The sequence below is a fragment of the Mesorhizobium sp. AR02 genome (assembly GCF_024746835.1).
Taxonomy (GTDB): Bacteria; Pseudomonadota; Alphaproteobacteria; order Rhizobiales; family Rhizobiaceae; genus Mesorhizobium.
The window spans coordinates 2,551,806-2,573,691 of the sequence record NZ_CP080531.1 but is presented as its reverse complement, the minus strand read 5'-3'; the positions used below and the strand labels follow the sequence as shown (position 1 = coordinate 2,573,691).

Genomic DNA, 21,886 nt, shown 5'->3' with positions numbered 1-21,886 from the left:
TATGATTTGCGAATGAAGGCTCCTAATTCAAGAATCGGCCGTTCAGCCAAGACGGGTCATTTTGTGCTGACGAGAGCGCATGGCGAGAAAATTAGTGCCGTCGAAGGTCTGAAGCTATCGCCCCGCATGGCGAAGGTGCTCAACCATAGTGTGCTGCAGGGGCTGTCCGGGGATGAGCGACGCTCGCTCATTAAAGAAGAAATCCGCAGGAAATAGCGTCACTTTGGCCAGCCGCCGGCGCTGCCCCTCACCTGCCTGCCGGCGTCCCTCTCCCCATAGTGACGGGGAGAGGGACGCTCCGTCGCCGACTTCGCCAATCATCAGCGTTCCAAGAAGGGTGCCGGCGTCAGGGGCAGCCTCTCTCTCCCCGTTCTACGGGGAGAGATGTCCGGCAGGACAGTGAGGGGCGGCGCAAACGGTAAGATTGTTTCATGAGAAGATCCCGGCCGACCTGAATATTCAGCCGGCTCACCCCCGCCGATCCAGCCGCGCGACCAGCCGGTCACCCACCCACTGTATGCCACAAACCAGGATGATCAGCACGATGACCACGGCGACCATCACCGACGTCTCAAATCGCTGGTAGCCATAGCGGATGGCGAGGTCGCCGAGGCCGCCGGCACCGATCGCACCGGCCATGGCCGAGGCGCCGATCAGCGTCACCAGTGTCACCGTGAAGCCGGCGACGATGCCGGGCAGGGCTTCCGGCACCAGCACCTCGCGGATGATGGTCCAGCGGTTGCCGCCCATGGCGCGTGCCGCCTCGATCAGGCCATGGTCGACTTCGCGCAGCGACACTTCGGCGATGCGCGCGTAGTAGGGCGTGGCGGCGATCGACAGCGGCACGATGGCCGCCCAGGTGCCGATCGAGGTACCGACGATCAGCCGCGTCAGTGGGATCAGCGCCACCAGCAGGATGATGAACGGCACCGAGCGGAAGCCGTTGATGATGGCGCCGAGCACGCGGTTCACCCACAGGCTTTCCGCGATGCCGCCGCGTTCGGTTGATATCAAGGCCAGCCCAAGCGGCAGGCCGAAGACCAGCGAGATCAGGCCGGAGGCGGCCGTCATCAGCATTGTCTCCCAGATCGAACGCAGCAGAAGCTCAAACAGGATTGGCGACATGGCCAAGCACCTCCACCCGCGCCTGGCGGGCCTTCAGGAATGTGATCACTTCGGCGAGATGACTTGCATCGCTGCCGGGGACGGACAGGAACAGCGTGCCGACGGGCTGCTGCTGGATATGGTCGATGCCGCCATGGACGAGACGGAAGGCGCCCGGAACAGCCGTGGCAAGGTCGGACAGCAGCGGGCCGCTTGCGGCTTCGCCGGCGACATCGATGCGCAGGATCGTCTCGGCGCCGGAAGCCGGCTGCAGCCTTGCTGACAGTTCGGCCGGCAGCTGCGGTCGAATGGCGCCAAGCAGGCTTCTTGTGATCTCCGACCGCGGGTCGGCGAACACCGACCAGACCGGCCCTTGCTCGACGATGCGCCCGGCATCGATCACCGCCACGCGGTCGGCGATCGAGCGGATCACTTCCATCTCATGGGTGATCAGCAAGATGGTCAGGCCAAGCTGCCGGTTGATGTCTTTCAGCAAGGCAAGAATGGAGCGCGTCGTCTCCGGGTCGAGCGCCGATGTCGCTTCGTCCGACAGAAGCAGCGCCGGTCGCGCGGCCAGCGCGCGGGCGATGCCGACGCGCTGCTTCTGGCCGCCCGACAACGATGCCGGATAGGCCTTGGCTTTCTCCGACAGGCCGACGAGGTCGAGCAGTTCAGCCGCCCGCTTCAGCCGCTCGGCCTTCGGACAGCCCTCGATCTTCAGAGGCAGCGCGACATTGTCCTCGACGGTCTTGGCCGACAGCAGGTTGAAATGCTGGAAGATCATGCCGATGCGCCGCCGCAGCGGCTGCAGGTCGCGCTCGCCGAGCCGGCTGATCTCGCGGCCTTCGATGAACACTTCGCCGGAATCCGGTCGCTCCAGCCCGTTCAGGCAGCGGATCAGCGTCGATTTGCCGGCGCCGCTGCGGCCGATAATGCCGAGAATCTCGCCCTTGCGCACCGTCAGCGAGATGCCGTCGATCGCCGGCGTGGCACCAAAGCGGCGTTTCAGCTCGACAAGGCGCACCACATCCTGCGACGCTTCGGGTCGGGCGTGGGTCGGATCGGCGATCTCCCCGGATGCCGTGATATGCTGGTCCATGCGTGTTCCTGTTCTCGCCATCCGAAAACGCAATTGCGGCCCGCGCTCAGGCGCGGACCGCACTTGCTCTCGAACTGGACGTCCGGCGGATCAATAGGCGCTGAGGCCGGTGCCCTTGTAGACCTTGTCGAACTCGGCTTTCACCGCATCGTTCTGGTAGGAAGCCACCAGCGTCTTCACCCAGGCCTCGTTCTCATTGCCGACCTTCACGGCGATGAAGTTGCGGTACGGGTTGTCGGCGATCGGCTCCTGCGCGATGCGGTTGTCCGGCGTCAGGCCGCTTTTCAGCGCCCAGTCGGTGTTGACCACGGCGGCGTCGAGATCCTCGACCGAGCGGCCGACGATGCCGGCGTCAAGCTCCTTGATCTCGACCTTCTTGGGGTTCTCGGCGATGTCGGCGGTGGTGGCCAGAATGCCGGTGCCGTCTTTCAGCTTGATCACGCCCTCATTCTGCAGCACGCGCAGCGCCCGGCCTTCATTGGAGGGGTCGTTCGGCACGCCGATGACCGCGCCCTGGGGCAGGTCGGCGACCGCTTTGTACTTCTTGGAGTAGAGGCCGATCGGCCAGACGCCGGTATAGCCGACGCGCACGATGTGATACCCTTGAGTCTTGATCTGGTTGTCGAGATAGGGCTGATGCTGGAAGGCGTTGGCGTCGATCTCGCCGCGCTCCAGCGCCTCGTTGGGCTGGGTGTAGTCGTTGAACACCACAGTCTCGACAGCCAGGCCCTTTTCGGCGGCTTGAGCGACCACGACACGCCAGACATCCTCGTCCTCGCCGCTGATGATGCCGACCTTGATCGCCTTCTTGTCCTCGGCGAAGGACGCATGCGGCGCCATCAGGCTGCCGACCGCGACGGCCGATGCGAACAGCAGAGCAAGGCCGCCGCGCCGGTTGATGGTTGACCAAAGGGAAGATGGTAAAGTGTTCGACATGATTGATCTCTGCGGTTGTGAAGTCATAGCAGCAAGGCGGATTGCCTAGGCTTGGTCACATCGTCAGAAATTCTATCGATTTTATCAAAGAACGTGTTTCGCCTTTGCTGCCGATGCCAGGAATATTCTCTCAAAAATTTCAAGACATGGAGCACAAGACGGCGTCGGACCCACCAGCGGTGGGCCGCGGTGCGATCCTGTACACCTTGGATGGGAGGATCAGATTCGGCGGGAGCCCGATATCGCCATGGGTCCTCAAAGCGCGATCCAGGCGGTTTTCAGCTCGAGATATTTCTCAAGCGCGTGCAGCGACTTGTCGCGGCCGAAGCCGGACTGCTTGACGCCGCCGAGCGGCACGGTGATGTCGGCGCCGCCATAGGTGTTGACGTGGACGACGCCGGCATTGATGGCGCGCACCATGCGGTGCGCGGTGGAGAGGTTTGATGTCCACACCGCCGAGGCGAGCCCGTAGACGGTCGAATTGGCAAGCCGCACCGCGTCCTCCTCGGTGTCGAAGCGCATGACGCCCAGCACCGGCCCAAACACCTCCTCGCGGGCCAGCTGCATGTCCTGCGTGACATTCTCGAAGATCGTCGGCGCCATGTAGCTGCCGCCGGTCTCGGCCAGGATCCGGTCGCCACCGGTGACCAGCCTTGCGCCTTGTTCGGTGGCCTTGGCGACGAAGCCGAGATTCTTGTCCAGCTGTTCCGCGCTCGATACCGCGCCGACATCGCTGGTGAGATCCAGCGGATCGCCGACCTTGAGCCGCGTGGTCGCCGAGACAAGCTCCTCCATGAAGCGGTCATAGACCGACGTCTGGACGAGCAGGCGCGAGCCGGCGACGCAGACCTGGCCGGAATTGCGGAAGATGCCGTTGGCGGAAACGATCGCGGCCTGCTTCAGGTCCGGCGCATCGGCAAAGACGATGTTGGGCGACTTGCCGCCGAGTTCGAGGAAGACGCGCTTCAGATTGGAGCGGGCGGAATAGTCGAGCAGCCGCCGGCCGACCGGTCCCGAACCGGTGAAGGCGATGGCGTCGACATCCATATGCAGGCCGAGCGCCTCGCCGGTGACGGAGCCGCGGCCCGTGACGACGTTGAGCACGCCGGCGGGCAGGCCGGCCTCAGTGGCCAGCTCCGCCAGCCGCAGCAGCGTCAGCGAGGCGATCTCCGGCGGCTTGACCACCACGCAATTGCCGGCGGCCAGTGCCGGCGCGATTTTCCAGGCGCCGATCATCAGCGGGAAATTCCACGGCACGATGACGCCGACGACGCCGAGCGGCTCCTTGTGGATCAGCCCCAGCACGTTTTCGGCCGTCGGCGCGATCTCGCCATAGACCTTGTCGATCGCCTCGGCGTAGTAGCGGATGGTGCCGGCCGCCGACAGCGGCTCGGCCTTGTAAGCCATGCCGATCTCGGTGCCATTGTCGCGCACGCCGAGCACCGCCAGTTCGTCGACATGCTGTTCGACCAGTTCGGCGAGCTTGGTCAGCACCTTCTTGCGAAAGGCGGGTGCCGCGCGCGACCAGGAACCCTTTTCGAACGCCTTGCGTGCCGATTTCACCGCGTGGTCGACATCGGCGCCATTGCCGTCGGCAATGCTGGCAAAGGCGCGGCCGTCGATCGGCGAAATGACCGGCAGCGTCGCGCCGGTTATTCCCGCTGACTGTTCGCCATCGATGAACAGGCCGCGCGCGCCGATCTCCGCCTTGCGCAGCGTGTCGATGGCATTTTGACTGATCATGGGGAACCGGCTCCGAAACTAACATGCAATGTGGTTGGCGCCCGGAACTCCCAGCCACGGAACACCGGCTCCTTGCCGGGCACCAGGCTGAGATCGGGGAATCGTTCAAGCAAGAGCCTTACCGCGAGGCACATCTGCTCGCGCGCAAAAAAGCGGCCGGAACAGAAGTGATGGCCGAAGCCGAAAGCGGCGTGGTTGCCTTCGTCGCGGTTGATGTCGAAGCGGTCCGGATCGGCAAAGCGGCTCTCATCGCGGCTGGCGGAAGAGACAAGTGCGGCGACCGGCGCGCCGGCGGGGATCGTCGCGCCACCGATCTCGACCGCGCGGGTCGTTTCGCGCGTCTGCGTGCCGATCGGCGCCACCCAGCGCAGGCCTTCATCGACGGCCTTGGGCACGAAGGTCGCGGGATCGTCGAGCACCTGCCGCAACTGGTCGGGATTCCTCAACAGACCGACAAGGATCGAGCCGGCGCCATGGCCCGGCTCCTGCATGCCGCCAAGCAGGATCACCTTGATGGTCGGCATCAGGAAGTCGATGTGACGCGTTTTCCCTTCCGGCATGCCGTCATGCAGCATATGCGACAGCGCGGAATCATCCGGTGCGCGGACGAGCCTTTCCAGCGTCGGCGTCACGGCGGCGCCGACCTCGGCGCCGATGGCGTCGGCGATCTCCTGCCGCTTCGGGTCTTTCTCGAAATTGATGGCGCCCTGGGCGAGCCCATAGAACCAGCGGCGCAGCGTCGGCATGTCGATGTCGGCAAGGCCGAGCGAACGCGCCAGGCTGAGCGTCGACACCGGCTCGAAATAGTCCGCCATCAGCTCGGCCGAACCGCGCTCGGCGATCGCGTCGAGATAGGGTTCGGCGATCGAGCGCACGAGATCGCCGGCATAGGCGGCGACCGTGCGCGGCCGGTATTTCGGGTCGACGCCCTGGCGCAATTGCTTGTGCGTCTCGCCATCGGTGGTCAGGATGGTCGGCTTGCCGAAGGACCGCTCTACGGGCGATACGCCCGCTCTGACGATTGCCGAGAAGGTGTCGGGCGATTTCGCCACCAGTTCGACATCCTTCCAGCGGGTGACGAACCAGAGATTGACCGAGGGCACGAAGGCGACCGGCGCGCTGCGCCTGAGCTCGGCATAGATTGGATAGGGGTCGGCCTCCAGCGCCTCGACGGTGATGTTTTCGGCAAAGCTCAAAGCCGCCACTCCCCTTCACGGTGAGAAGGGCGGCGTGGCACGCCGCCCCTCTCTCAATCCAGTGTTTCGCTCAATCCTTCAGCGGCAGGCCGAGGCTTTCGAAGGCGACAGGGTCGCGGCTCCTCAAGGCGCCGGCCAGCAGCAGGCCGATCACCGCCGCGATCAGCACCATCCCCGGCAGGAACACGCCGAGGAAGCCACCGGCCCCCGACAGGCTGCCGAAATTGATGACGATCAGATAGATGATGACGACGAAGGCGATGAAGGTCAGTCCCGGCAGGATGGTGGTCTTCACCGCATTCTCCTGCGTCGAGGGATTGGCACGGAAGTACATTACCACCGCGAGCGAGGCGACAGCCATCATGACGATGACGCCGAGCGTTGCGACATTGGTCAGCCAGGAGAACAGCGCCAGCACCGGATCGAGGCCGAGCACGGCGAACAGGCCGACGACGACAGCCGCCAGCACGCTCTGGATCACCGAGGCGACATGCGGGCTCTGGTGCGCCGAATGCGTGACCCCGATCGACTGCGGCAATAGCTTCTCGCGGCCCGAGACATAGATGTAGCGGGCAACCGCATTGTGGAACGCCAGCACGCCGGCAAACAGGCTCGACACGAACAGGATGCTCATCGCATGCGTCAGCAGCGTGCCGGCATAACGGTCGGAGAGGCCGAACAGGAAGGTCGTCGGGTCCTGCAGGCCCTGCAGCGCCGGCAGCAATTTGTCGACGCCGGCCCCAACCGCCATCAGCCATGCGGTGACCATGTAGAAGACGCCGATCAAAAGCACGGAGAAATAGGTGGCGCGCGGAATGGTGACTTTGGGGTCACGGGCTTCCTCGGCGTAGATCGTCGTCGCCTCGAAGCCGATGAAGGCGGCGAAACAGAACAGGATGGCGATCGCCGGCGCGCCCGACGTAATCTGGCTCCAGCTGAACGGTGCCGCCGACAGGCCGCTGTCGCCGCCGGTCTTGAGGATCGTCAAATCGAGGATCAGCACCACGGCGTATTCGCAGAGCACCAGCACCGTCAGGATTTTGGCTGACAGGTCGACCTGGCGGTAACCGAGCACGGCGACGATGGCGATGGCGATGAAGCTCCACACCCACCAGGGCAGGTTGATGCCCCAGCCGGCAAACAGCCCGGAGGTGGCGGCACCGAGCAGACCCATGACGCCGATCTGCATGGCATTGTAGGACAGGATGGCGATCAGCGCCGTAGCGCCGCCGGCGAGACCGCCGAGCCCGCGCGCGGCATAGGCATAGAAGGCGCCGGCATTGCCGACATGCCGCGACATAGCGACATAGCCGACCGCGAACAGCAGCAGCAGCACCGTCACGATCAGATAGGTGCCGGCAAAGCCGGCGCCATTGCCCATCAGCATGCCGAGCGGCGTGCCGCCGGCGACCGCCGTGAGCGGGGCTGCCGCCGAAATCACCATGAAGGCGATGGCGCCGACGCCAAGACTGTTCTTGCGCAGCCTGTTGGCCGGCGCCTGTTCCGAAACTGCTGTCATTGGTCCCTCCTGTTTGCGAATACCGGGTTCGCTGGCCGACTGGCCTGTCCCATACGCTCTGGATGTCGGTTCATTATTTGAACCCTTATTTTGAATATAGACTTGCAAACAAAGCGGCTTCCTGTCAAGTTAATTCACACGTTAAATGATTGGCCAGTGCTGGGAGGCAAATGTGGGTACGGTCGGCAAGGCGATTTCACTTCTGGAGCTGTTCACCGTGGCCGAGCCCGAACTCGGGCTGACCGAACTGGCGCGCCGCTCTAGCTTCGACAAGGCGACGACGCGGCGGCTGCTGGTGGCCCTGACCAGCCATGGCTTCGTCGAGCAGGACGCCGGCACGCGGCACTACCGGCTCGGCGCCGGCCTGTCGCGGCTGGCGCGTATCCGCGAGGCCCGCTTTCCCTTCCTGCAGACCTCCGTGCCGCTGGTGCGGGATCTGGCAAGCGCCACGGCCGAGACCGTGCATCTGTCGGAATTCGGCACCGACAGGCTGGTCACCGTCCATGTCGAGCATCCCACCTGGGCGAACCGCGTCAACATCGACATCGGCCAGCTTCTGCCCCTGCATTCGACCGCGTCGGGCATTGCCTATCTGTCCTTCGCCCGGGATGAGGCCATCAAGGCATGCCTGGCGGGACCTCTCGAGGCCTTTACGGCGCATACGCTGATCGATCCCACCGCCATCTCGCGCTCCATGGCCGAGGCGCGCGAGCGCGGCTATTCGATCTGCGATCAGGGCCTGGAAGAAGGCGTCATATCAGTCGCGGCGGCAATCCTGGCGGCGGACGGCTTTGCATTCGGCACCATCGCTGTGGCGGCGCCGAAGGCCAGGACGACGCCGGCCGACATCGCTCAACGAGGGCTTGCGGTCATGGCCACGGCACGGGAGATTTCGATGCGCCTCAATGGCGACAATTTGCAAACACTGAGGAGGCAGGCCTGATGTCTGCACAGACCGCGCCCCGCATCCTGGTTATCGGCACCGGCGACACCAAGGCCGACGAACTGCTGTTCATGAAAGCGTGCATCGAGGCATCGGGCGGCAGCGCCGTGATGATGGATGTCAGCGTTCTCGGCAATCCGCCCTACAGCCCCGATCACGACAAGCATGCCGTGGCGCGGGCCGTCGACGTGACGATCGAGGAGATCGTCGCCAGCGGCGACGAGAACACGGCCATGACATTGATGGCCGGTGGCGCCGTGCAATTGGTGCGGAAGCTGCACCGGAACGGCGAGATCGACGCCTTCATCGCCATCGGCGGTTCGATGGGCACCGATCTGGCGCTCGACGTCGCGCTTTCCCTGCCGCTGGGGGTGCCGAAATTCGTCGTCTCCACCATCGCCTATTCGCACCTCATCCCGCCGGAACGCGTCGCGCCGGACCTGATGATGATCCTGTGGGCCGGCGGGCTCTACGGCCTCAACTCGATCTGCAAGCTGGTTCTGTCGCAGGCCTGCGGCGCGGTCGTCGGCGCGGCGAGGATCGTGCTGGAAGCCCGCGCCTCGACACCGGCGATTGGCCCGACCATCGGCATGACTTCGCTCGGCAGCTCCTGCCTGCGCTACATGAAGACGCTGAAACCGGCGCTGGAGCGGCGCGGCTATGACGTCGCCGTCTTCCACACCACCGGCATGGGCGGCCGCGCCTTCGAATCGATCGCCGGCCAGGACCATTTCTGCGCCGTCTTCGATTTCAGCCTGCAGGAGATCACCAACCATCTGGCCGGCTCTGTCGTCAGCTCCGGCAACGACCGGCTGGAAAATGCCGGCGCCCGCGGCATTCCGCAGATCGCCGCCCCCGGCGCGGTCGACATGGTCGACCTGCCAACCTGGCAGGATTTGCCGGCTAAATTTTCCGAGCGCCCGTTTCACGCCCATAACAGGCTGATCGCCTCGATCACCGTCGATGCCGCTGACCGCCGCGAGGTCGCCAGGACCATCGCCGCCAAGCTCGGCGCATCGAAAGGGCGGTCCGCCTTCATCCTGCCGTCCCGGGGCATCCAGGAATGGGACATAGAGGGTGAGCCGCTCTATGAACCCGAAGCCCTTGCCGCCTTCGTGGATGAAATGCGCAAGGCGATTTCCCCCAGCGTCGAGTTCCACGAGATTGACGCCCACATCAACAGCGACGATTTTGTCGGCAAGGCGCTGGAAATCTTCGATCGCTGGGTTGAGGAAGGCATCATCCCGCGTGGCATGCCGGCCAAGGGAGTGGCCGCGTGAGCGCTCCCGTGGCCCAGGCGCTGGTTCTCGATTTCGGCGGCGTCGTCACAAGGACGCTGTTCGAGACCCATGCCTTGACCGAACAGGCGCTCGGCTTGAAGTCCGGCACGCTGCAATGGCGTGGGCCGTTCGATCCAGACAGCGACCCGCTGTGGCGTTCGATGCAGGCCGACGAGATCAGTGAACGCGACTATTGGCGCACCCGCACAAGTGAGGTCGGCCGCCTTGTCGGCGAGGACTGGCAGGCGATGGAGACTTTTGTCCAGCGCGCCCGCGGCGCCGAGCCGGAGAAGGTGGTGCGGCACGAAGCCGACCGCGCCATCCGCGCCGTCCATGCCGCGGGGTTTCGCCTGGCGATCCTGTCCAACGAACTCGACCTGTTCTACGGCGCCGATTTTCGCCGGCGGCTACCGCTGCTCGGCCTGTTCGACGTGATCGTCGACGCCACCTACACCGGCATCCTCAAGCCCGACCCGCGCGCCTATGCCTTCGTCACCGAAGCACTCGGCTTGCCTGCCGATGCCTGCGTGTTCGTCGACGACCAGAAGCGCAATGTCGATGGCGGCCGTGCCGCCGGCATGCGCACGGTGCATTTCGACGTTGCCCGGCCAGCGCTTTCCTATGCCGAAGCCCTTGCCCATTTCGACCTCGTCCCAGCTGCCTGAGACCATTTGCGGAGCCTTGTTATGCGCGACATCAATTTCCTCACCGAGACCAACGCCAAGCCGATCTGGCATCCGATGGCGCATCCGGCCGAGATGCGGGCCAACCCGCCCAAGGTGATCATGAAGGGCGAGGGCGTCATGGTCACCGACATTGGCGGCAACACCGTGCTCGACGCCGTTGGCGGGTTGTGGAACGTCAATCTCGGCTACAGCTGCGACCCGATCAAGAAAGCGATCGCCGACCAGCTCGGCGCTCTCCCATACTATTCCGGCTTCCGCGGCACCTCGACCGGACCGTCGATCGAGCTCGCCTACGAACTCGCTGAATGGTTCGCGCCGGAAGGCATGGTGCGAACCTTCTTCACCTCGGGGGGCTCGGATTCGGTCGAGACAGCACTTCGGCTGGCCAGGCAATACTGGAAGATCCGCGGCCAGGGCGACCGGACAAAATTCCTGGCGCTCAAGAAAGGCTATCACGGCACCCATTTCGGCGGTGCCTCGGTCAACGGCAACGCCAATTTCCGCCGCAACTATGAGCCGCTGCTGCCCGGCGTCTTCCACATTCCGGCACCCTGGACCTTCCGCAATCCCTTCGAAGAGACCGATCCGGCGCGGCTGGCGAAACTGTGCGCCAAGGCGCTGGAGGATGAAATCGCCTTCCAGGGCGGCGACACCATCGCCGCCTTCATCATGGAGCCGGTGCTCGGCGCCGGCGGCGTCATCGTTCCGCATGAAAGCTTCATGCCGCTGATACGCGAGATCTGCGACCGCCACGAAATCCTGCTGATCGCCGACGAGGTCGTCACCGGCTTTGGCCGCACCGGAGCTTGGTCCGGTTCCAGGCTGACGGGTGTGAAGCCGGATTTCATGACCATCGCCAAGGCGATCACCTCAGGCTATTTCCCGCTCGGCGCGACGCTGATCGGTGGCAAGGTCGCCGACGTGTTCGAGGCCGACAAGACCAGTTTTGGCGCCATCGGCCATGGCTATACCTACTCCGGTCACCCGGTCGGCTGCGCGGCGGGACTGGCGGCGCTCGCCGAGACCAAACGGCTTCGCCTGAACGAGAACGCCGCGGCACGCGGTGTCGAACTGGCGGCCGTGCTGGAGGGCCTGAAGGCCAAGCACGCCATCGTTGGCGATGTCCGTTACAAGGGCCTGATGGCGGCGATCGAGCTGGTCTCGGATCGCGCGACGAAAAAACCCGCCGACAAGAAGACTATGGCCGTGGTTTCGGAGGCTGCCTACGAAGCCGGCGTCATGCTGCGCGTCTCCGGCAACAACATCATCCTGTCACCCCCGCTGATCATCAGCGCCGCCGATGTCGCCAAGATCGGTGAGGCGATCGGCGCAGGACTGTCGAAGGTCTGACACGTCGACGGACACAACGGAGTTTCGATATACTGATGGCACACCCGCAGAAAAGTCCGACGCATGGAACGCAGGCCGAGGCGGCGCTGATTAGCCGGCGTGGCCGCCTGCTCGGCGCGAAATCGCAATTGTTCTATGACGAGCCCGTGCATCTGGTGCGCGGCGAAGGCGTCTGGCTCTACGATGCCGACGGCCGCAAATATCTCGACGCCTACAACAATGTCGCCCATGTCGGCCATTGCCATCCGCATGTGGTCGACGCGCTGTGCCGGCAGGCAAGCCTGCTCAACACCCACACGCGCTATCTCCACACCGCCATCCTCGATTATGTCGAGCGGCTGACCGCGACTTTCGATGCCAGCCTGTCGACTGCCATCCTGACCTGCACCGGCAGCGAGGCCAACGACATCGCACTGCGGATGGCGCAGGCGACTTCAGGCCAGATGGGCATCATCGCCACCGACGCCACCTATCACGGCAACACCACGGCGGTTTCGCAGCTCTCAACCCGCATGCCGCCAGTCGGCGGCCGCGCTCCCTATGTCAGGCTGGTGCCAGCGCCCGACAGCTATCGCCATCCCGACGCGATGGCCAACGGCAAGGCGTTCGGCGGCGCCGTGCGCGAAGCCATCGCCTCGCTGGCAAAGGACGGCATCGGCCTGTCCGGCATGATCCTGTGTCCGCTGCTCGCCAATGAAGGGTTTCCGACGCTGCCCGCCGGCTTCTTCGACGACGCCGTGGCGGCCGTGCGCGACGCTGGAGGGCTGGTCATCGCCGACGAAGTGCAGCCGGGCTTCGGCCGTACCGGCAGCTATTTCTGGGGCCATCAGCGCGCCGGCTTCGTTCCCGACATCGTCACCATGGGCAAGCCGATGGGCAATGGCCATCCGGTCGCCGCCGTCGTCACCACCACAGAAATCTTGGCGACTTTCCGTAACGCCTTCCGCTATTTCAACACCTTTGGCGGCAATCCGGTTTCCTGCGCCGTGGCTAGTGCGGTTCTTGATGTCCTGGAAGATGAAAACCTTGTCGCCAATGCGCGCGATGTCGGCGCCTATGCACTGGATTTGCTGCGGCCGCTGGCCGACCGGCATGACTGCATCGGGGAAGTCCGAGGCGCCGGCCTGTTCTTCGGCGCCGAGCTGGTCCGCGACCGCGAGACGCGCGAGCCGGCGCCCGACATCGCCGGGCGCGTCATCAACGCTATGCGCGACCGTGGCGTGCTGATGGGCAAGACCGGCATCCATGGCAATGTGCTGAAGATCCGCCCGCCAATGCCGTTTTCCCGCGCCAATGCCGACCTGTTGATCGGCACGCTCGACGAAGTGCTTGGTGAAGTCGCCGGAGTGGCGGCGTGAACGCAGTGTCCGCGCGATCCGAGCCTGAGACAGCGGCTGATGTCACCGCGCTTGCCCGGCATGCGCTCGCCCATTGGGGTGTCCGCGATTGTGAACCGGAACTGCTGAAATACCGCGAAAATGCCGTCTTCCGCATCCGCTTGGCCGATGGCCGGCCGGCAGCCCTGCGCATCCATCGGCTTGGCTATCACTCCGATGCCGCGCTCCGCTCGGAACTGCAATGGATGGGCTTTCTGCAATCCGCCGGTGTCGCCACGCCGTCTCCGGTGCCGACGCAGGCCGGCGATCTGTTCGTGCCGGTCGGCATAGGCACTTCCACGCCGCGTCAGGTCGATTGTCTGAGCTGGCTGGAAGGCCGCGCCGTCGGTGCGCGCGGCGTGCCGCTCGGCTATTCGCCGCAACGGGCAAGGGAGGTCTTCGCGGCAGTCGGGCAAACCATCGCGCGCATGCACAATGCTGCCGCCGGCTGGGCGCCGCCGCCGGGCTTTGCCCGCCATGCCTGGGATTTCGACGGTTTTTTCGGCCCGAACCCGACATGGGGCCGCTTCGAGACCTGCCCATTTCTCGACGATGCCAATCGCGACCTGGTCCACCGTGCCCACAGGAAGGCGGTCGAGGCACTGTCGCGGCATGAGCGCAGCGCGCGCAATTTCGGCCTGATCCATGCCGATCTGGTGCGCGAGAATGTGCTGCTCGACGGCGACAGCATCCAGATTATCGACTTCGACGATTGCGGCCATGGCTGGCATGTCTACGATCTTGCCGTAGCACTCTACCAGAACCGCGAGGAGGCGATCTATCCGCTGATCGAGGCGTCGCTGCTTGACGGCTACCGGCAGGAGCGCGAGTTGACGCAGCAGGACGTCGCGGCCTTGCCGCTGTTTTCAGCGCTGCGCGCCTTTGCCTTCCTCGGCTGGGTGCAGAGCCGCGTCGAGGGCGACATTACCAGGGATGCCGGCATGCGCATTTCGACCATCGCCGCCAGCGTGGTGGCGGATTACCTGCGCGGCGCGTGAGTTGCCGAACCGTCAGCTCTTGGCGAAATGGATGCTGACCTTACCCGAGCTGCCGAAATCGGCGACGATCGTGTCGCCCGGTCGTGCCTCGACCGGACGCACGAACGATCCCGACAGCACCACTTCGCCGGCCGCGATCGACATGCCATAGCGCGCGAGCCGGTCCGCCAGCCAGGCGATGCCCATGGCCGGATGGTTGAGCACGCCGGCGCCAAGCCCGGTCTCCTCGACCTCGGCATTGCGCGAGACGATGGCGCCGATCCAGCGCATGTCGGCTTCATCAGGCCGCTGCGGCCGGCCGCCGATGACGATGCCGGCATTGGCGGCATTGTCGGAGATGGTGTCGAATAAGGTGCGCGCCTTCTTCGTCTCGGCATTGACGCGCTCGATGCGCGTATCGAGGATTTCCAGCGCCGGCGTGATGTAGTCGGTGGCGTTGAGCACGTCGAAGATGGTCACGCCGGGACCCTTCAACGGTGCCTTCATGACGAAGGCGATCTCGGCCTCGACGCGCGGCTGGATGAAGCGGCCGGCCGGAACCGTCGCGCCGTCGTTGAAGAACATGTCGTCGAACAGCACGCCCGAATCCGGCGTATCGATGGCCAGCGCATACTGCATCGCCTTGGAGGTCAGCCCGATCTTCCAGCCCTTTGGCTTCAGCCCGGAATCGATCTTGCGCGTCACCAGCGCGGCCTGCACGCGATAGGCGTCCTCCATCGTCGCCTCGGGAAAATCGAGGCTGAGCAGCCGGATCTGGCGGCGTGACCGCTCGGCTTCGAACAGCCGGTTGGCCGCGTCTTCCACTTGCTCCGGGGTCATGCTGTTGCCTCATCGACCACGCCGTTTCGGAGCACGCCGATGCCGTCGGCCTCGACCTCGATCACATCGCCGGGCTTCAGCCAGATCGGCGGATCGAAGCGGGCGCCGGCACCGGTCGGCGTGCCGGTGACGATGATATCGCCAGGCACCAGCGTGGTGAAGGTCGAGATGTAGTTGATGATCTTGCGGAAGGTAAAGATCATCCGGCTGGTGCGCTCCTGCTGGCGGATCTCGCCATTGACGCGGGTGGAGAGCGCAATGTCGGCGATCTGCGCCTCATCCGTGAACGGCACCAGCCATGGGCCGATCGACCCGGTGCGGTCGAAATTCTTGCCTTGCGTGACGTTGAACTTGGCGTGCCGCACCCAGTCGCGGATGGTGCCTTCATTGCATAGCGACAGCGCCGCGATGTGGCCGAGCGCATCCGCCTCGGCGATGCGCCGCCCGCCTTTGCCGATGACGATGACGATTTCGCCCTCATAGTCGAGTTGTGGTGATTCCGGCGGCCGCACCAGTGCAGCACCATGGCCGACGAAGGAACGGGGAAAGCGGATGAACAGCGACGGGTTGGCAGGCGCTGCCTGGCCGTCCTTGTACTCCTCGTTGCGGTCCGGATAGTTGACGCCGACGCAGATGATCTTTTCCGGCGACGGGATCGGGATGTCATAGGCGATGGCGTGGAGCGGGAAATCGGCGGCAAAGGCCTCGGCCTCTTCCGTCAGCCGCCGCAAGGCGCCGGCTTCGATCACCTCGCGCAATGTCGGCCACTGGCTGTGGCGGGCAGACAGGTCGACGACGCCCCTGTCGGTAACCGAGCCATAGCGCGCCTTGCCGCCGGCCGTGAAGGTGGCGAGCCGCCCATATCCAGTCATCCGCGTCTCCTCATAGGGGCTGTCACGGCGCGATGATCGGCGACGCCGTCAGATCAGGCTGGCGGGCGGTGGCGCCGGCAAAGCTGCTGCCTTCCTCGAACCAGCTTTTCGGCGCCGGCGCGCCCCACAGCGTCTGGCGCTGCGGGTCCTTGAGGTCCCATTTGATCGGCTCGAGGTCCGGATCGACCGTCTGGTAGTCCGAACAGTAGATCTCGATGCGATGGTTGTCCGGGTCCCGGACATAGAGGAAGAAGGCGTTGGAAATGCCGTGCCGGCCGGGGCCGCGTTCGATGTTCGGCAAATAGCCGGTCGTTGCCATCAAATCGAGCAGGTCAATGATGTTGAGCGGCGTCGGCACCCAGAAGGCGACGTGGTGCAGGCGCGGCCCGACGCCATTGGTGAAGGCGATGTCGTGGACGCCGCCCTTGCGGTGCGTCCACGCCGCCCACAGCTTCCCGCTCGAGGCATCCTCGGTGTACTCGGTCACGCGGAACCCGAGCTCGTTATAGAAGGCAACGGACTCGTCGACATTGGGCGAGAAGCAGTTGAAGTGGTCGACGCGCAGCGGCTTCACGCCGCGATAGAGCGCGTATTTCTGGTGGATCGGCGGCAGCCTTGCCATCTCAGCATAGAATTCGAGCGGAATGCCGTGCGGGTCGCGCGTGCGGAAGGTGCGCGACTGGTAAGGCCGCTCGACCCATTCCACCGGCAGGCCCTTGCCCTTGAAGAAATGCTCGGCCTTGTCGAGATCCTCGTCCGAAAAAACCTTGAAGCCGAGATCGCGCGCTTCCGGCGTCGTTGCCTTGCGCAGCACGATGCAGTGATGGCCACGCTCCTCCATGGCGCGCAAATAGATGGCGCCTGAGGTCTCGTCGGTGACCTGCAGGCCGAGCGTGTCGACATAGAAGGCGCGGGATTTGGCAAGGTCGGTCACCGCCAGCTCGACATGGCTGAGGCGCACGATGTTGAAGGCGGGATAGAGGTTGGGCTTGGGCAAGGGCATCTGATTTCCTCCGTCAGCCGCCGAGTTTCTGGATCGCGTGCGCCGCCGTCGCAAAGGCGACGTTCTTCGTCTCCATGTAGAAGTCGAAGGAATGGTCGCCGCCGTCGCGGCCGATGCCGGAATTCTTGACGCCGCCGAACGGTGTCGGCAAATGCCGCACATTCTCCGAATTGACCCAGATCATGCCGGCCTCCAGCGCATCGGTGAAGCGGAAGGCGCGGGTCACGTTGGAAGTCCAGAGATAGCCGGTCAGGCCATATTGCGTGTCGTTGGCCAGCGCCAGCGCTTCCGCCTCGTCCTTGAAGGCGATTGCCGTTAGCACCGGCCCGAAAATCTCTTCCTGGGCAATGCGCATCCTGTTGGTGGCGCCGGTGAACAGCGTCGGGCTGACATAGCAGCCGCCGCCCGGGCCGGCGAACTTGCCGCCGCCGGCGGCGACCACCGCGCCCTCCGATTTGCCGATCTCGATATAGGACAGCACTTTTTCCTCATGCACCGGATGGATCAGCGGCCCGACCACGGTTTTGGGGTCGAGCGGGTGACCGATCTTGATGCGCTTGGCCTTCTCCGCCACCAGATCGGTGAACCGATCATACACCGAGGCTTCCACCAGCAGCCGCGACGACGAGGTGCAGCGTTCACCGTTGAGCGAGTAGATCATGAACACCGCCGCATCCGCCGCGCGTTCGAGGTCGGCATCGGCGAAGACGATCACCGGGTTCTTGCCGCCGAGTTCGAAATGCACGCGCTTCAGCGTGTCGGCGCCCTGTCTCATGATCATCGAACCGGTGCGGCTCTCGCCGACAAAGCCGATCGCCTTGATGTCGGGATGTTCGGTCAGCGCCTTGCCGGCATGTTCACCAAGGCCGTTGACCAGATTCCACACGCCTTTCGGCAGGCCAGCTTCCTCGGCGATCTCGACCAGCAGCCGCGCGGTCAGCGGCGAGAATTCAGCCGGCTTATGAACGACGGTGCAGCCTGCCGCCAGCGCCGGTGCGATCTTCCAGGTCGACAGCATGAACGGCGTGTTCCACGGCGTGATGATGCCGACCGGGCCGATCGGCACCCGGGTGGTGAGGTTGACCTGACCCGTCGTCCGCAGCGTCTCGCCGTCACGCGCTTCCGGCGCGCGGTCGGCGAAGAAGCGGAAATTCTCGGCACCGCGCAACGCCGCCTTGGCCATGAATTTCAATGCCTGGCCGGTGTCCATGCATTCGACGAAGGCGATCTCCTCGGCACGCGCCTCGATCGCGTCGGCAATTTTGTGCAGCAGCTTCTTGCGTGCTTCGCCCGGCATGGCGGCCCAGGCCGGGAATGCCGCCTTCGCCGCCTTGGCGGCGCGGTCGATGTCAGCGGCGCCACCGCGCGCGACCTTGGCCAGCGGCTTGAGGTCGACCGGCGACAGCGTCTCGAAAGTCGAGCCGTCGGCGGCCGGCAGCGCTTCGCCGCCGATCTGGTTCAACACGCCGTCGGTCTTGAAGCGGGCCAGATAGGCCTCGGCCTTTTTCAGATTGCCTTCGAGATCGGACATGTCAGCTTTCCGTCACTTGCCGCGCAGCCGCGGGTGGATTGCATTCTTCTTCCAGCTCAGCACCGGATCGATTTCCCTGATCTCCAGCGACAGAGCGAAATGCGGGGTCTCGAACAGCGTGGCCAGGTATTCGCTCACTGCGGCGAAGATGGCCTCGCCGGTCCGCTTCTTGTCCTCGGCGCTGCGGCCGATCCCGATGCGAAACGACATGTCGAGAAAGGCGTTTTCCGGCAATCTGTCGGCAATGGCGTAGGCCTCGGCGCGAAAGGCCCGCACCCGCACCGCGCCGGTCTCGAACAGCCCGGTGTCGAGCACCGTGCGCAACACCAGCGCGCACAATTCGCCCATGTCGACCTTGGCATCGAGATTGGCCGAATACTCGATGGAGAAGTGAGGCACCGCGTTTCGTTCCCTGGATCATTGCCTTGTTGTAGTTAACGCGTTAATTACATGCGATATCGCCGAAGTCAAGCCTTGCATCCGGCCTGAGGCGACGATACGGGATGGAAAAGTCGGGTTTTGGCGCGCGGTCCAAATGGGGTAAAATCCCACTGGCCGCCGCTTGATTGGGGACGCTGCTTCTTGCTGCCTGAAAACACTCGTCGTTCCCTGCCAATGGCGCTGCTTCATGCCCGCGAAGCGGTGATGGCGCGGTTTCGCCCCATGCTTGCCGCGCACGACGTGACCGAACAGCAATGGCGCGTGCTGCGCGTGCTGAGCGAGGCCGGCTCGGTCGAGGCGACCGAGCTTGCCGATCGCGCCTCGGTGCTGCCACCCAGCCTGACCCGCATCATCAAGGCGCTCGAGGGCCGAAAATTCATCACCCGCAACAAGGCGGAAGGCGACGGCCGTCGCGTCGTCCTGACCATCGCACCGGCCGGCTCCGCCTTGATCGACGCCCTGTCGCCCGAGCGCCGCGTCATCTACGACGACATCGAGCGGCGGTTCGGCCATGAGCGGCTGGAGCAGTTGCTCGATTTGCTGGAGACGCTGATCGACGGCGAGAGCTGAGGCTTTTCGGCGGGTCGCCGCAGAAGTTTTAACGGTTTGTTGGGGTCGCAACCTTGGAAATTAGCCGCAGCGTCCATCACTTCGTCATCCACGGGCGGAGCAAGGAGCGAAGCGACGCGGCGCAGACCCGAGGATCCATGCCGGGACTCCTAAGCGCCGCCACGGTTCAGAATTTCTGCTCCGCTGCGCCCTTCGATTGGGGTCGCAGCATGGATCCCAGGGTCCCACGACGGAGCTTCGCTCCTGCTCCGCCCGTGGATGACAAAGTTGGGGAGGCTTCGGCTCCAACCTGTCAAGCGGAGGCACCAGCCCCTCCTCACCCGCCAAAGCTCCCCAGCCGTGTCGGCTGCGTATAATTACGATCGACATAGAGCAGCGCCGAGCCGCCGCTGCCGTGGCGCACGTCGATGACGCGGCCGATCATGACATTGTGCGTGCCGACGACATGCACGTCCTCGATCTCGCAATCGAAATTGACGATCGCGTCCGACAGTGCCGGCGTGCCTGACGTCAGTGTCTGCCAGCGAGCCGCCGAATAGCGCGCTTCCATATCCCGTGTCGCGCCGGCGAACTTTCCCGCCAGATGCATGTGGTCATGCGTCAGCACGTTGACGCAGAAGCGCCGGTTGGCGAGGAACATGGCGGCCTGCGTCGAACGCCCGTTCATGCACACCAGCAGGGTCGGCGGCTCGTCGGAAACGCTGCACATGGCGGTGGCGGTGAAGCCGCCGCGCCCCGCCGGGCCATCGGTGGTGACGATGTTGACCGGTGCGCAGACCCTTGCCATGGCGTCGCGGAAATCGGTCTTCGAAATCTGCGTGGCCATCGGCGTTCACCCGGCCGCAGAAGCCAGCGGTGGCAGCCAGGTGTCGCCCGTCCAGCCATTCTCGTCATAGTCGGCCATGCAGGTATCGACGAGTTCCTCCATCGCCTTCAGCCGGCCACCGCGTTCGGCACCCTTCAGCACTTGCAGCCGCACCTCTTCCGGCGCGCCGGCATAATTGAGCTCGTAAAGCGCGTGGCGGCCGCCAAACTCGGTGCCGGTCGCATCCCACAACAGCTTCATGATCTTGATGCGCTCGATATGGCCCATATCGTTCGAGCCGCGCACATATTGCGCCAGATATTTGTCGATCTCGGGATTGTTGAAGTCGCGCACCGACGATGGCAGGTAGATCAGCCCCGACGCAATCACCCGGCGCACCGTGTCGATGACGCGCGGATAGGCTTCCGACATGAAGGTCCGGTAGGCGAGCGCCGCGTCGAGATTGGGCAGCACCGCGCCATTCGCCCACGGGATCGGATTGTAGGCCATGGCATTGGAAAAACTCCAGAACATGTGCCTGAGCGCAATGACCTCGCCCAGTGCCGCCTGGTTGCCGCGGAAGGCGTCGCCGCCGGTGGCGCGCAGTGCCTTGGCCAGCAGGCCGGCAAGGAAGTCGAGCTTGACGGCAAACCGCGTGCAGCCCTGGAAGCAATAGCCATGCATGAATCCCGACGCCGGATGGAACGACAGGATTTTCTGCGCATCACGCAACACCAGCACGTCCGCCCAGGGGATGAAGACATTGTCGAGCACCAGGATGGCGTCGTTCTCGTCAAAGCGCGACGACAGTGGATAGTCGAAGGGCGCCGCCACCGTGTTGGCCGTCTGCTCGTAGGAGACGCGGCAGAACATCTTTATCCCCGGCGCGTTCATCGGCACGATGAACATCACCGACAGCGACGGATCCTCGGTGACCGTCGCCGAGCCCTGCGCCAGGAAATTATAGTGCGTCAGCGCCGATGACGTCGCCACCACCTTGGCGCCGGAGACATAGATGCCGGCATCCGTCTCCCTGGTGATGTGGACGAAGACATCCTTCACCTGTTCGGCCGGCTTGTGGCGGTCGATCGGCGGGTTGACGATGGCGTGGTTCATGAACAGCACGGCTTCCTGGGCACGTTTGTGCCAGGCGAGCGCATTGTCCTTGAACGGCCCGTACCAGTCGGCATTGGCGCCGAGCGTGTTCATCAGCGCCGCCTTGTAGTCGGGCGTGCGCCCCATCCAGCCATAGGACATGCGCGACCACTCGGCGATCGCCGTCTGCTGCGCCACAAGTTCGCCGGAGGATTTGGCGACGCGAAAGTATTTGTGGGTGTAGCCGCCCGAACCCGTGTCGGTGGCCGAGGTCAGCGTGTCGCGCCGCTTGGGGTCATGCAGGGCATCGTAGAGCCGTGCCAGCGACCGCGCCGAATTGCGCATCGCCGGGTGCGTGGTGACGTCGGCGACGCGTTCGCCATTGATATAGACCTCGCGGCCGTCGCGCAGGCTTTCCAGATATTCAGCCCCGGTGAATGGGCGCGCTTTGTCCGCACGAAAATCTTCTGACCGCATGATGTTCCTCCACTTATCGTGCAACCCTAGCGCCGCCGGCATG

Annotated in this window: 21 protein-coding genes; 8 read left to right on the top strand and 13 right to left on the bottom strand. The window is 64.5% G+C overall.

What is annotated here, in order from left to right:
- Positions 1–12 precede the first annotated feature (12 nt).
- A complete protein-coding gene (locus DBIPINDM_RS16470) occupies positions 13–216 on the top strand; it encodes a hypothetical protein (protein ID WP_258588231.1) in 204 nt (67 codons plus the stop codon).
- A 252-nt stretch (positions 217–468) separates the two neighbouring features.
- Here the strand turns inward: DBIPINDM_RS16470 and DBIPINDM_RS16465 are convergent, their stop codons facing one another.
- From DBIPINDM_RS16465 to DBIPINDM_RS16440, 6 genes are all read right to left on the bottom strand, one after another.
- Entirely contained in the window at positions 469–1,125 is a 657-nt protein-coding gene (locus tag DBIPINDM_RS16465; protein ID WP_258588230.1) for a methionine ABC transporter permease, read from the bottom strand.
- The gene (locus DBIPINDM_RS16460; RefSeq protein WP_258588229.1) at positions 1,106–2,203 is read right to left on the bottom strand and encodes a methionine ABC transporter ATP-binding protein; all 1,098 of its coding nucleotides are present in this window, start codon (positions 2,201–2,203) and stop codon (positions 1,106–1,108) included. Before DBIPINDM_RS16460 ends, DBIPINDM_RS16465 begins: the two co-directional genes overlap by 20 nt.
- Before the next feature lie 90 nt (positions 2,204–2,293).
- Positions 2,294–3,139 (bottom strand): MetQ/NlpA family lipoprotein, encoded by an 846-nt coding sequence (locus tag DBIPINDM_RS16455; RefSeq protein WP_258588228.1) that lies wholly within the window; start codon positions 3,137–3,139, stop codon positions 2,294–2,296.
- Positions 3,140–3,394: 255 nt separating this feature from the next.
- Positions 3,395–4,882: an aldehyde dehydrogenase gene (locus DBIPINDM_RS16450; RefSeq protein WP_258588227.1), complete on the bottom strand. Its 1,488-nt coding sequence runs from the start codon at positions 4,880–4,882 to the stop codon at positions 3,395–3,397.
- Positions 4,879–6,078: a cytochrome P450 gene (locus tag DBIPINDM_RS16445; RefSeq protein WP_258588226.1), complete on the bottom strand. Its 1,200-nt coding sequence runs from the start codon at positions 6,076–6,078 to the stop codon at positions 4,879–4,881. The genes DBIPINDM_RS16450 and DBIPINDM_RS16445 overlap by 4 nt, the downstream gene beginning before the upstream one ends.
- 70 nt (positions 6,079–6,148) lie before the next feature.
- Positions 6,149–7,597, bottom strand: a complete 1,449-nt coding sequence (locus DBIPINDM_RS16440; protein WP_258588225.1) for an APC family permease — start codon at positions 7,595–7,597, stop codon at positions 6,149–6,151.
- Between the two features lie 172 nt (positions 7,598–7,769).
- Here DBIPINDM_RS16440 and DBIPINDM_RS16435 point away from each other — a divergent pair, with 172 nt between their 5' ends.
- From DBIPINDM_RS16435 to DBIPINDM_RS16410, 6 genes are read left to right on the top strand one after another with little or no spacing between them, the layout of a single operon-like run.
- The gene (locus DBIPINDM_RS16435) at positions 7,770–8,540 is read left to right on the top strand and encodes an IclR family transcriptional regulator (protein ID WP_258588224.1); all 771 of its coding nucleotides are present in this window, start codon (positions 7,770–7,772) and stop codon (positions 8,538–8,540) included.
- A complete protein-coding gene (locus DBIPINDM_RS16430) occupies positions 8,540–9,820 on the top strand; it encodes a Tm-1-like ATP-binding domain-containing protein (protein ID WP_258588223.1) in 1,281 nt (426 codons plus the stop codon). Before DBIPINDM_RS16435 ends, DBIPINDM_RS16430 begins: the two co-directional genes overlap by 1 nt.
- 8 nt (positions 9,821–9,828) lie before the next feature.
- Positions 9,829–10,485: an HAD-IA family hydrolase gene (locus tag DBIPINDM_RS16425; RefSeq protein WP_258589289.1), complete on the top strand. Its 657-nt coding sequence runs from the start codon at positions 9,829–9,831 to the stop codon at positions 10,483–10,485.
- A gap of 21 nt (positions 10,486–10,506) precedes the next feature.
- A complete protein-coding gene (locus DBIPINDM_RS16420; RefSeq protein ID WP_258588222.1) occupies positions 10,507–11,856 on the top strand; it encodes an aminotransferase class III-fold pyridoxal phosphate-dependent enzyme in 1,350 nt (449 codons plus the stop codon).
- Positions 11,857–11,891: 35 nt separating this feature from the next.
- Positions 11,892–13,214 carry an aminotransferase class III-fold pyridoxal phosphate-dependent enzyme gene (locus tag DBIPINDM_RS16415; protein ID WP_258588221.1) on the top strand — a complete coding sequence of 441 codons (1,323 nt, stop codon included), beginning with the start codon at positions 11,892–11,894 and terminating at the stop codon, positions 13,212–13,214.
- Positions 13,211–14,230, top strand: coding sequence for a phosphotransferase enzyme family protein (locus tag DBIPINDM_RS16410; protein ID WP_258588220.1), 1,020 nt, complete (start codon positions 13,211–13,213; stop codon positions 14,228–14,230). Before DBIPINDM_RS16415 ends, DBIPINDM_RS16410 begins: the two co-directional genes overlap by 4 nt.
- Positions 14,231–14,242: 12 nt before the next feature.
- On the opposite strand, the gene hpaH is transcribed toward DBIPINDM_RS16410, so the two are convergent.
- The 5 genes from hpaH to DBIPINDM_RS16385 are packed head-to-tail and all read right to left on the bottom strand — an operon-like array spanning position 14,243 to position 18,854.
- On the bottom strand, positions 14,243–15,049 hold the full coding sequence (hpaH, locus tag DBIPINDM_RS16405) for a 2-oxo-hept-4-ene-1,7-dioate hydratase (protein ID WP_258588219.1): 807 nt from the start codon (positions 15,047–15,049) through the stop codon (positions 14,243–14,245).
- Entirely contained in the window at positions 15,046–15,921 is an 876-nt protein-coding gene (locus DBIPINDM_RS16400; protein ID WP_258588218.1) for a fumarylacetoacetate hydrolase family protein, read from the bottom strand. Before DBIPINDM_RS16400 ends, hpaH begins: the two co-directional genes overlap by 4 nt.
- A gap of 22 nt (positions 15,922–15,943) precedes the next feature.
- Positions 15,944–16,924: a 3,4-dihydroxyphenylacetate 2,3-dioxygenase gene (gene hpaD, locus DBIPINDM_RS16395; RefSeq protein WP_258588217.1), complete on the bottom strand. Its 981-nt coding sequence runs from the start codon at positions 16,922–16,924 to the stop codon at positions 15,944–15,946.
- 13 nt (positions 16,925–16,937) lie between these two features.
- Positions 16,938–18,455, bottom strand: coding sequence for a 5-carboxymethyl-2-hydroxymuconate semialdehyde dehydrogenase (gene hpaE, locus DBIPINDM_RS16390; protein ID WP_258588216.1), 1,518 nt, complete (start codon positions 18,453–18,455; stop codon positions 16,938–16,940).
- Between the two features lie 12 nt (positions 18,456–18,467).
- Entirely contained in the window at positions 18,468–18,854 is a 387-nt protein-coding gene (locus DBIPINDM_RS16385; RefSeq protein ID WP_258588215.1) for a 5-carboxymethyl-2-hydroxymuconate Delta-isomerase, read from the bottom strand.
- 216 nt (positions 18,855–19,070) lie between these two features.
- Between DBIPINDM_RS16385 and hpaR the strand changes: the two genes are divergently transcribed.
- Complete coding sequence (hpaR, locus tag DBIPINDM_RS16380; RefSeq protein WP_258588214.1) at positions 19,071–19,466, top strand: homoprotocatechuate degradation operon regulator HpaR; 396 nt, start codon at positions 19,071–19,073, stop codon at positions 19,464–19,466.
- 316 nt (positions 19,467–19,782) lie between these two features.
- Here hpaR and DBIPINDM_RS16375 read toward each other — a convergent pair whose 3' ends face one another.
- Positions 19,783–20,292, bottom strand: coding sequence for a flavin reductase (locus DBIPINDM_RS16375; protein WP_140767257.1), 510 nt, complete (start codon positions 20,290–20,292; stop codon positions 19,783–19,785).
- Positions 20,293–20,298: 6 nt separating this feature from the next.
- On the bottom strand, positions 20,299–21,843 hold the full coding sequence (locus DBIPINDM_RS16370; protein WP_258588213.1) for a 4-hydroxyphenylacetate 3-hydroxylase N-terminal domain-containing protein: 1,545 nt from the start codon (positions 21,841–21,843) through the stop codon (positions 20,299–20,301).
- Positions 21,844–21,886: the final 43 nt, after the last annotated feature.

What these genes read in the sequence shown, in the direction of transcription:
- DBIPINDM_RS16470 (WP_258588231.1), top strand. Translation starts at nt 13, where the DNA reads ATGAAGGCTCCTAATTCAAGAATCGGCCGTTCAGCCAAGACGGGTCAT.
- DBIPINDM_RS16465 (WP_258588230.1), bottom strand. Translation starts at nt 1,125, where the DNA reads ATGTCGCCAATCCTGTTTGAGCTTCTGCTGCGTTCGATCTGGGAGACA.
- DBIPINDM_RS16460 (WP_258588229.1), bottom strand. Translation starts at nt 2,203, where the DNA reads ATGGACCAGCATATCACGGCATCCGGGGAGATCGCCGATCCGACCCAC.
- DBIPINDM_RS16455 (WP_258588228.1), bottom strand. Translation starts at nt 3,139, where the DNA reads ATGTCGAACACTTTACCATCTTCCCTTTGGTCAACCATCAACCGGCGC.
- DBIPINDM_RS16450 (WP_258588227.1), bottom strand. Translation starts at nt 4,882, where the DNA reads ATGATCAGTCAAAATGCCATCGACACGCTGCGCAAGGCGGAGATCGGC.
- DBIPINDM_RS16440 (WP_258588225.1), bottom strand. Translation starts at nt 7,597, where the DNA reads ATGACAGCAGTTTCGGAACAGGCGCCGGCCAACAGGCTGCGCAAGAAC.
- DBIPINDM_RS16430 (WP_258588223.1), top strand. Translation starts at nt 8,540, where the DNA reads ATGTCTGCACAGACCGCGCCCCGCATCCTGGTTATCGGCACCGGCGAC.
- DBIPINDM_RS16420 (WP_258588222.1), top strand. Translation starts at nt 10,507, where the DNA reads ATGCGCGACATCAATTTCCTCACCGAGACCAACGCCAAGCCGATCTGG.
- DBIPINDM_RS16415 (WP_258588221.1), top strand. Translation starts at nt 11,892, where the DNA reads ATGGCACACCCGCAGAAAAGTCCGACGCATGGAACGCAGGCCGAGGCG.
- hpaH (WP_258588219.1), bottom strand. Translation starts at nt 15,049, where the DNA reads ATGACCCCGGAGCAAGTGGAAGACGCGGCCAACCGGCTGTTCGAAGCC.
- DBIPINDM_RS16400 (WP_258588218.1), bottom strand. Translation starts at nt 15,921, where the DNA reads ATGACTGGATATGGGCGGCTCGCCACCTTCACGGCCGGCGGCAAGGCG.
- hpaD (WP_258588217.1), bottom strand. Translation starts at nt 16,924, where the DNA reads ATGCCCTTGCCCAAGCCCAACCTCTATCCCGCCTTCAACATCGTGCGC.
- hpaE (WP_258588216.1), bottom strand. Translation starts at nt 18,455, where the DNA reads ATGTCCGATCTCGAAGGCAATCTGAAAAAGGCCGAGGCCTATCTGGCC.
- hpaR (WP_258588214.1), top strand. Translation starts at nt 19,071, where the DNA reads ATGGCGCTGCTTCATGCCCGCGAAGCGGTGATGGCGCGGTTTCGCCCC.
- DBIPINDM_RS16375 (WP_140767257.1), bottom strand. Translation starts at nt 20,292, where the DNA reads ATGGCCACGCAGATTTCGAAGACCGATTTCCGCGACGCCATGGCAAGG.
- DBIPINDM_RS16370 (WP_258588213.1), bottom strand. Translation starts at nt 21,843, where the DNA reads ATGCGGTCAGAAGATTTTCGTGCGGACAAAGCGCGCCCATTCACCGGG.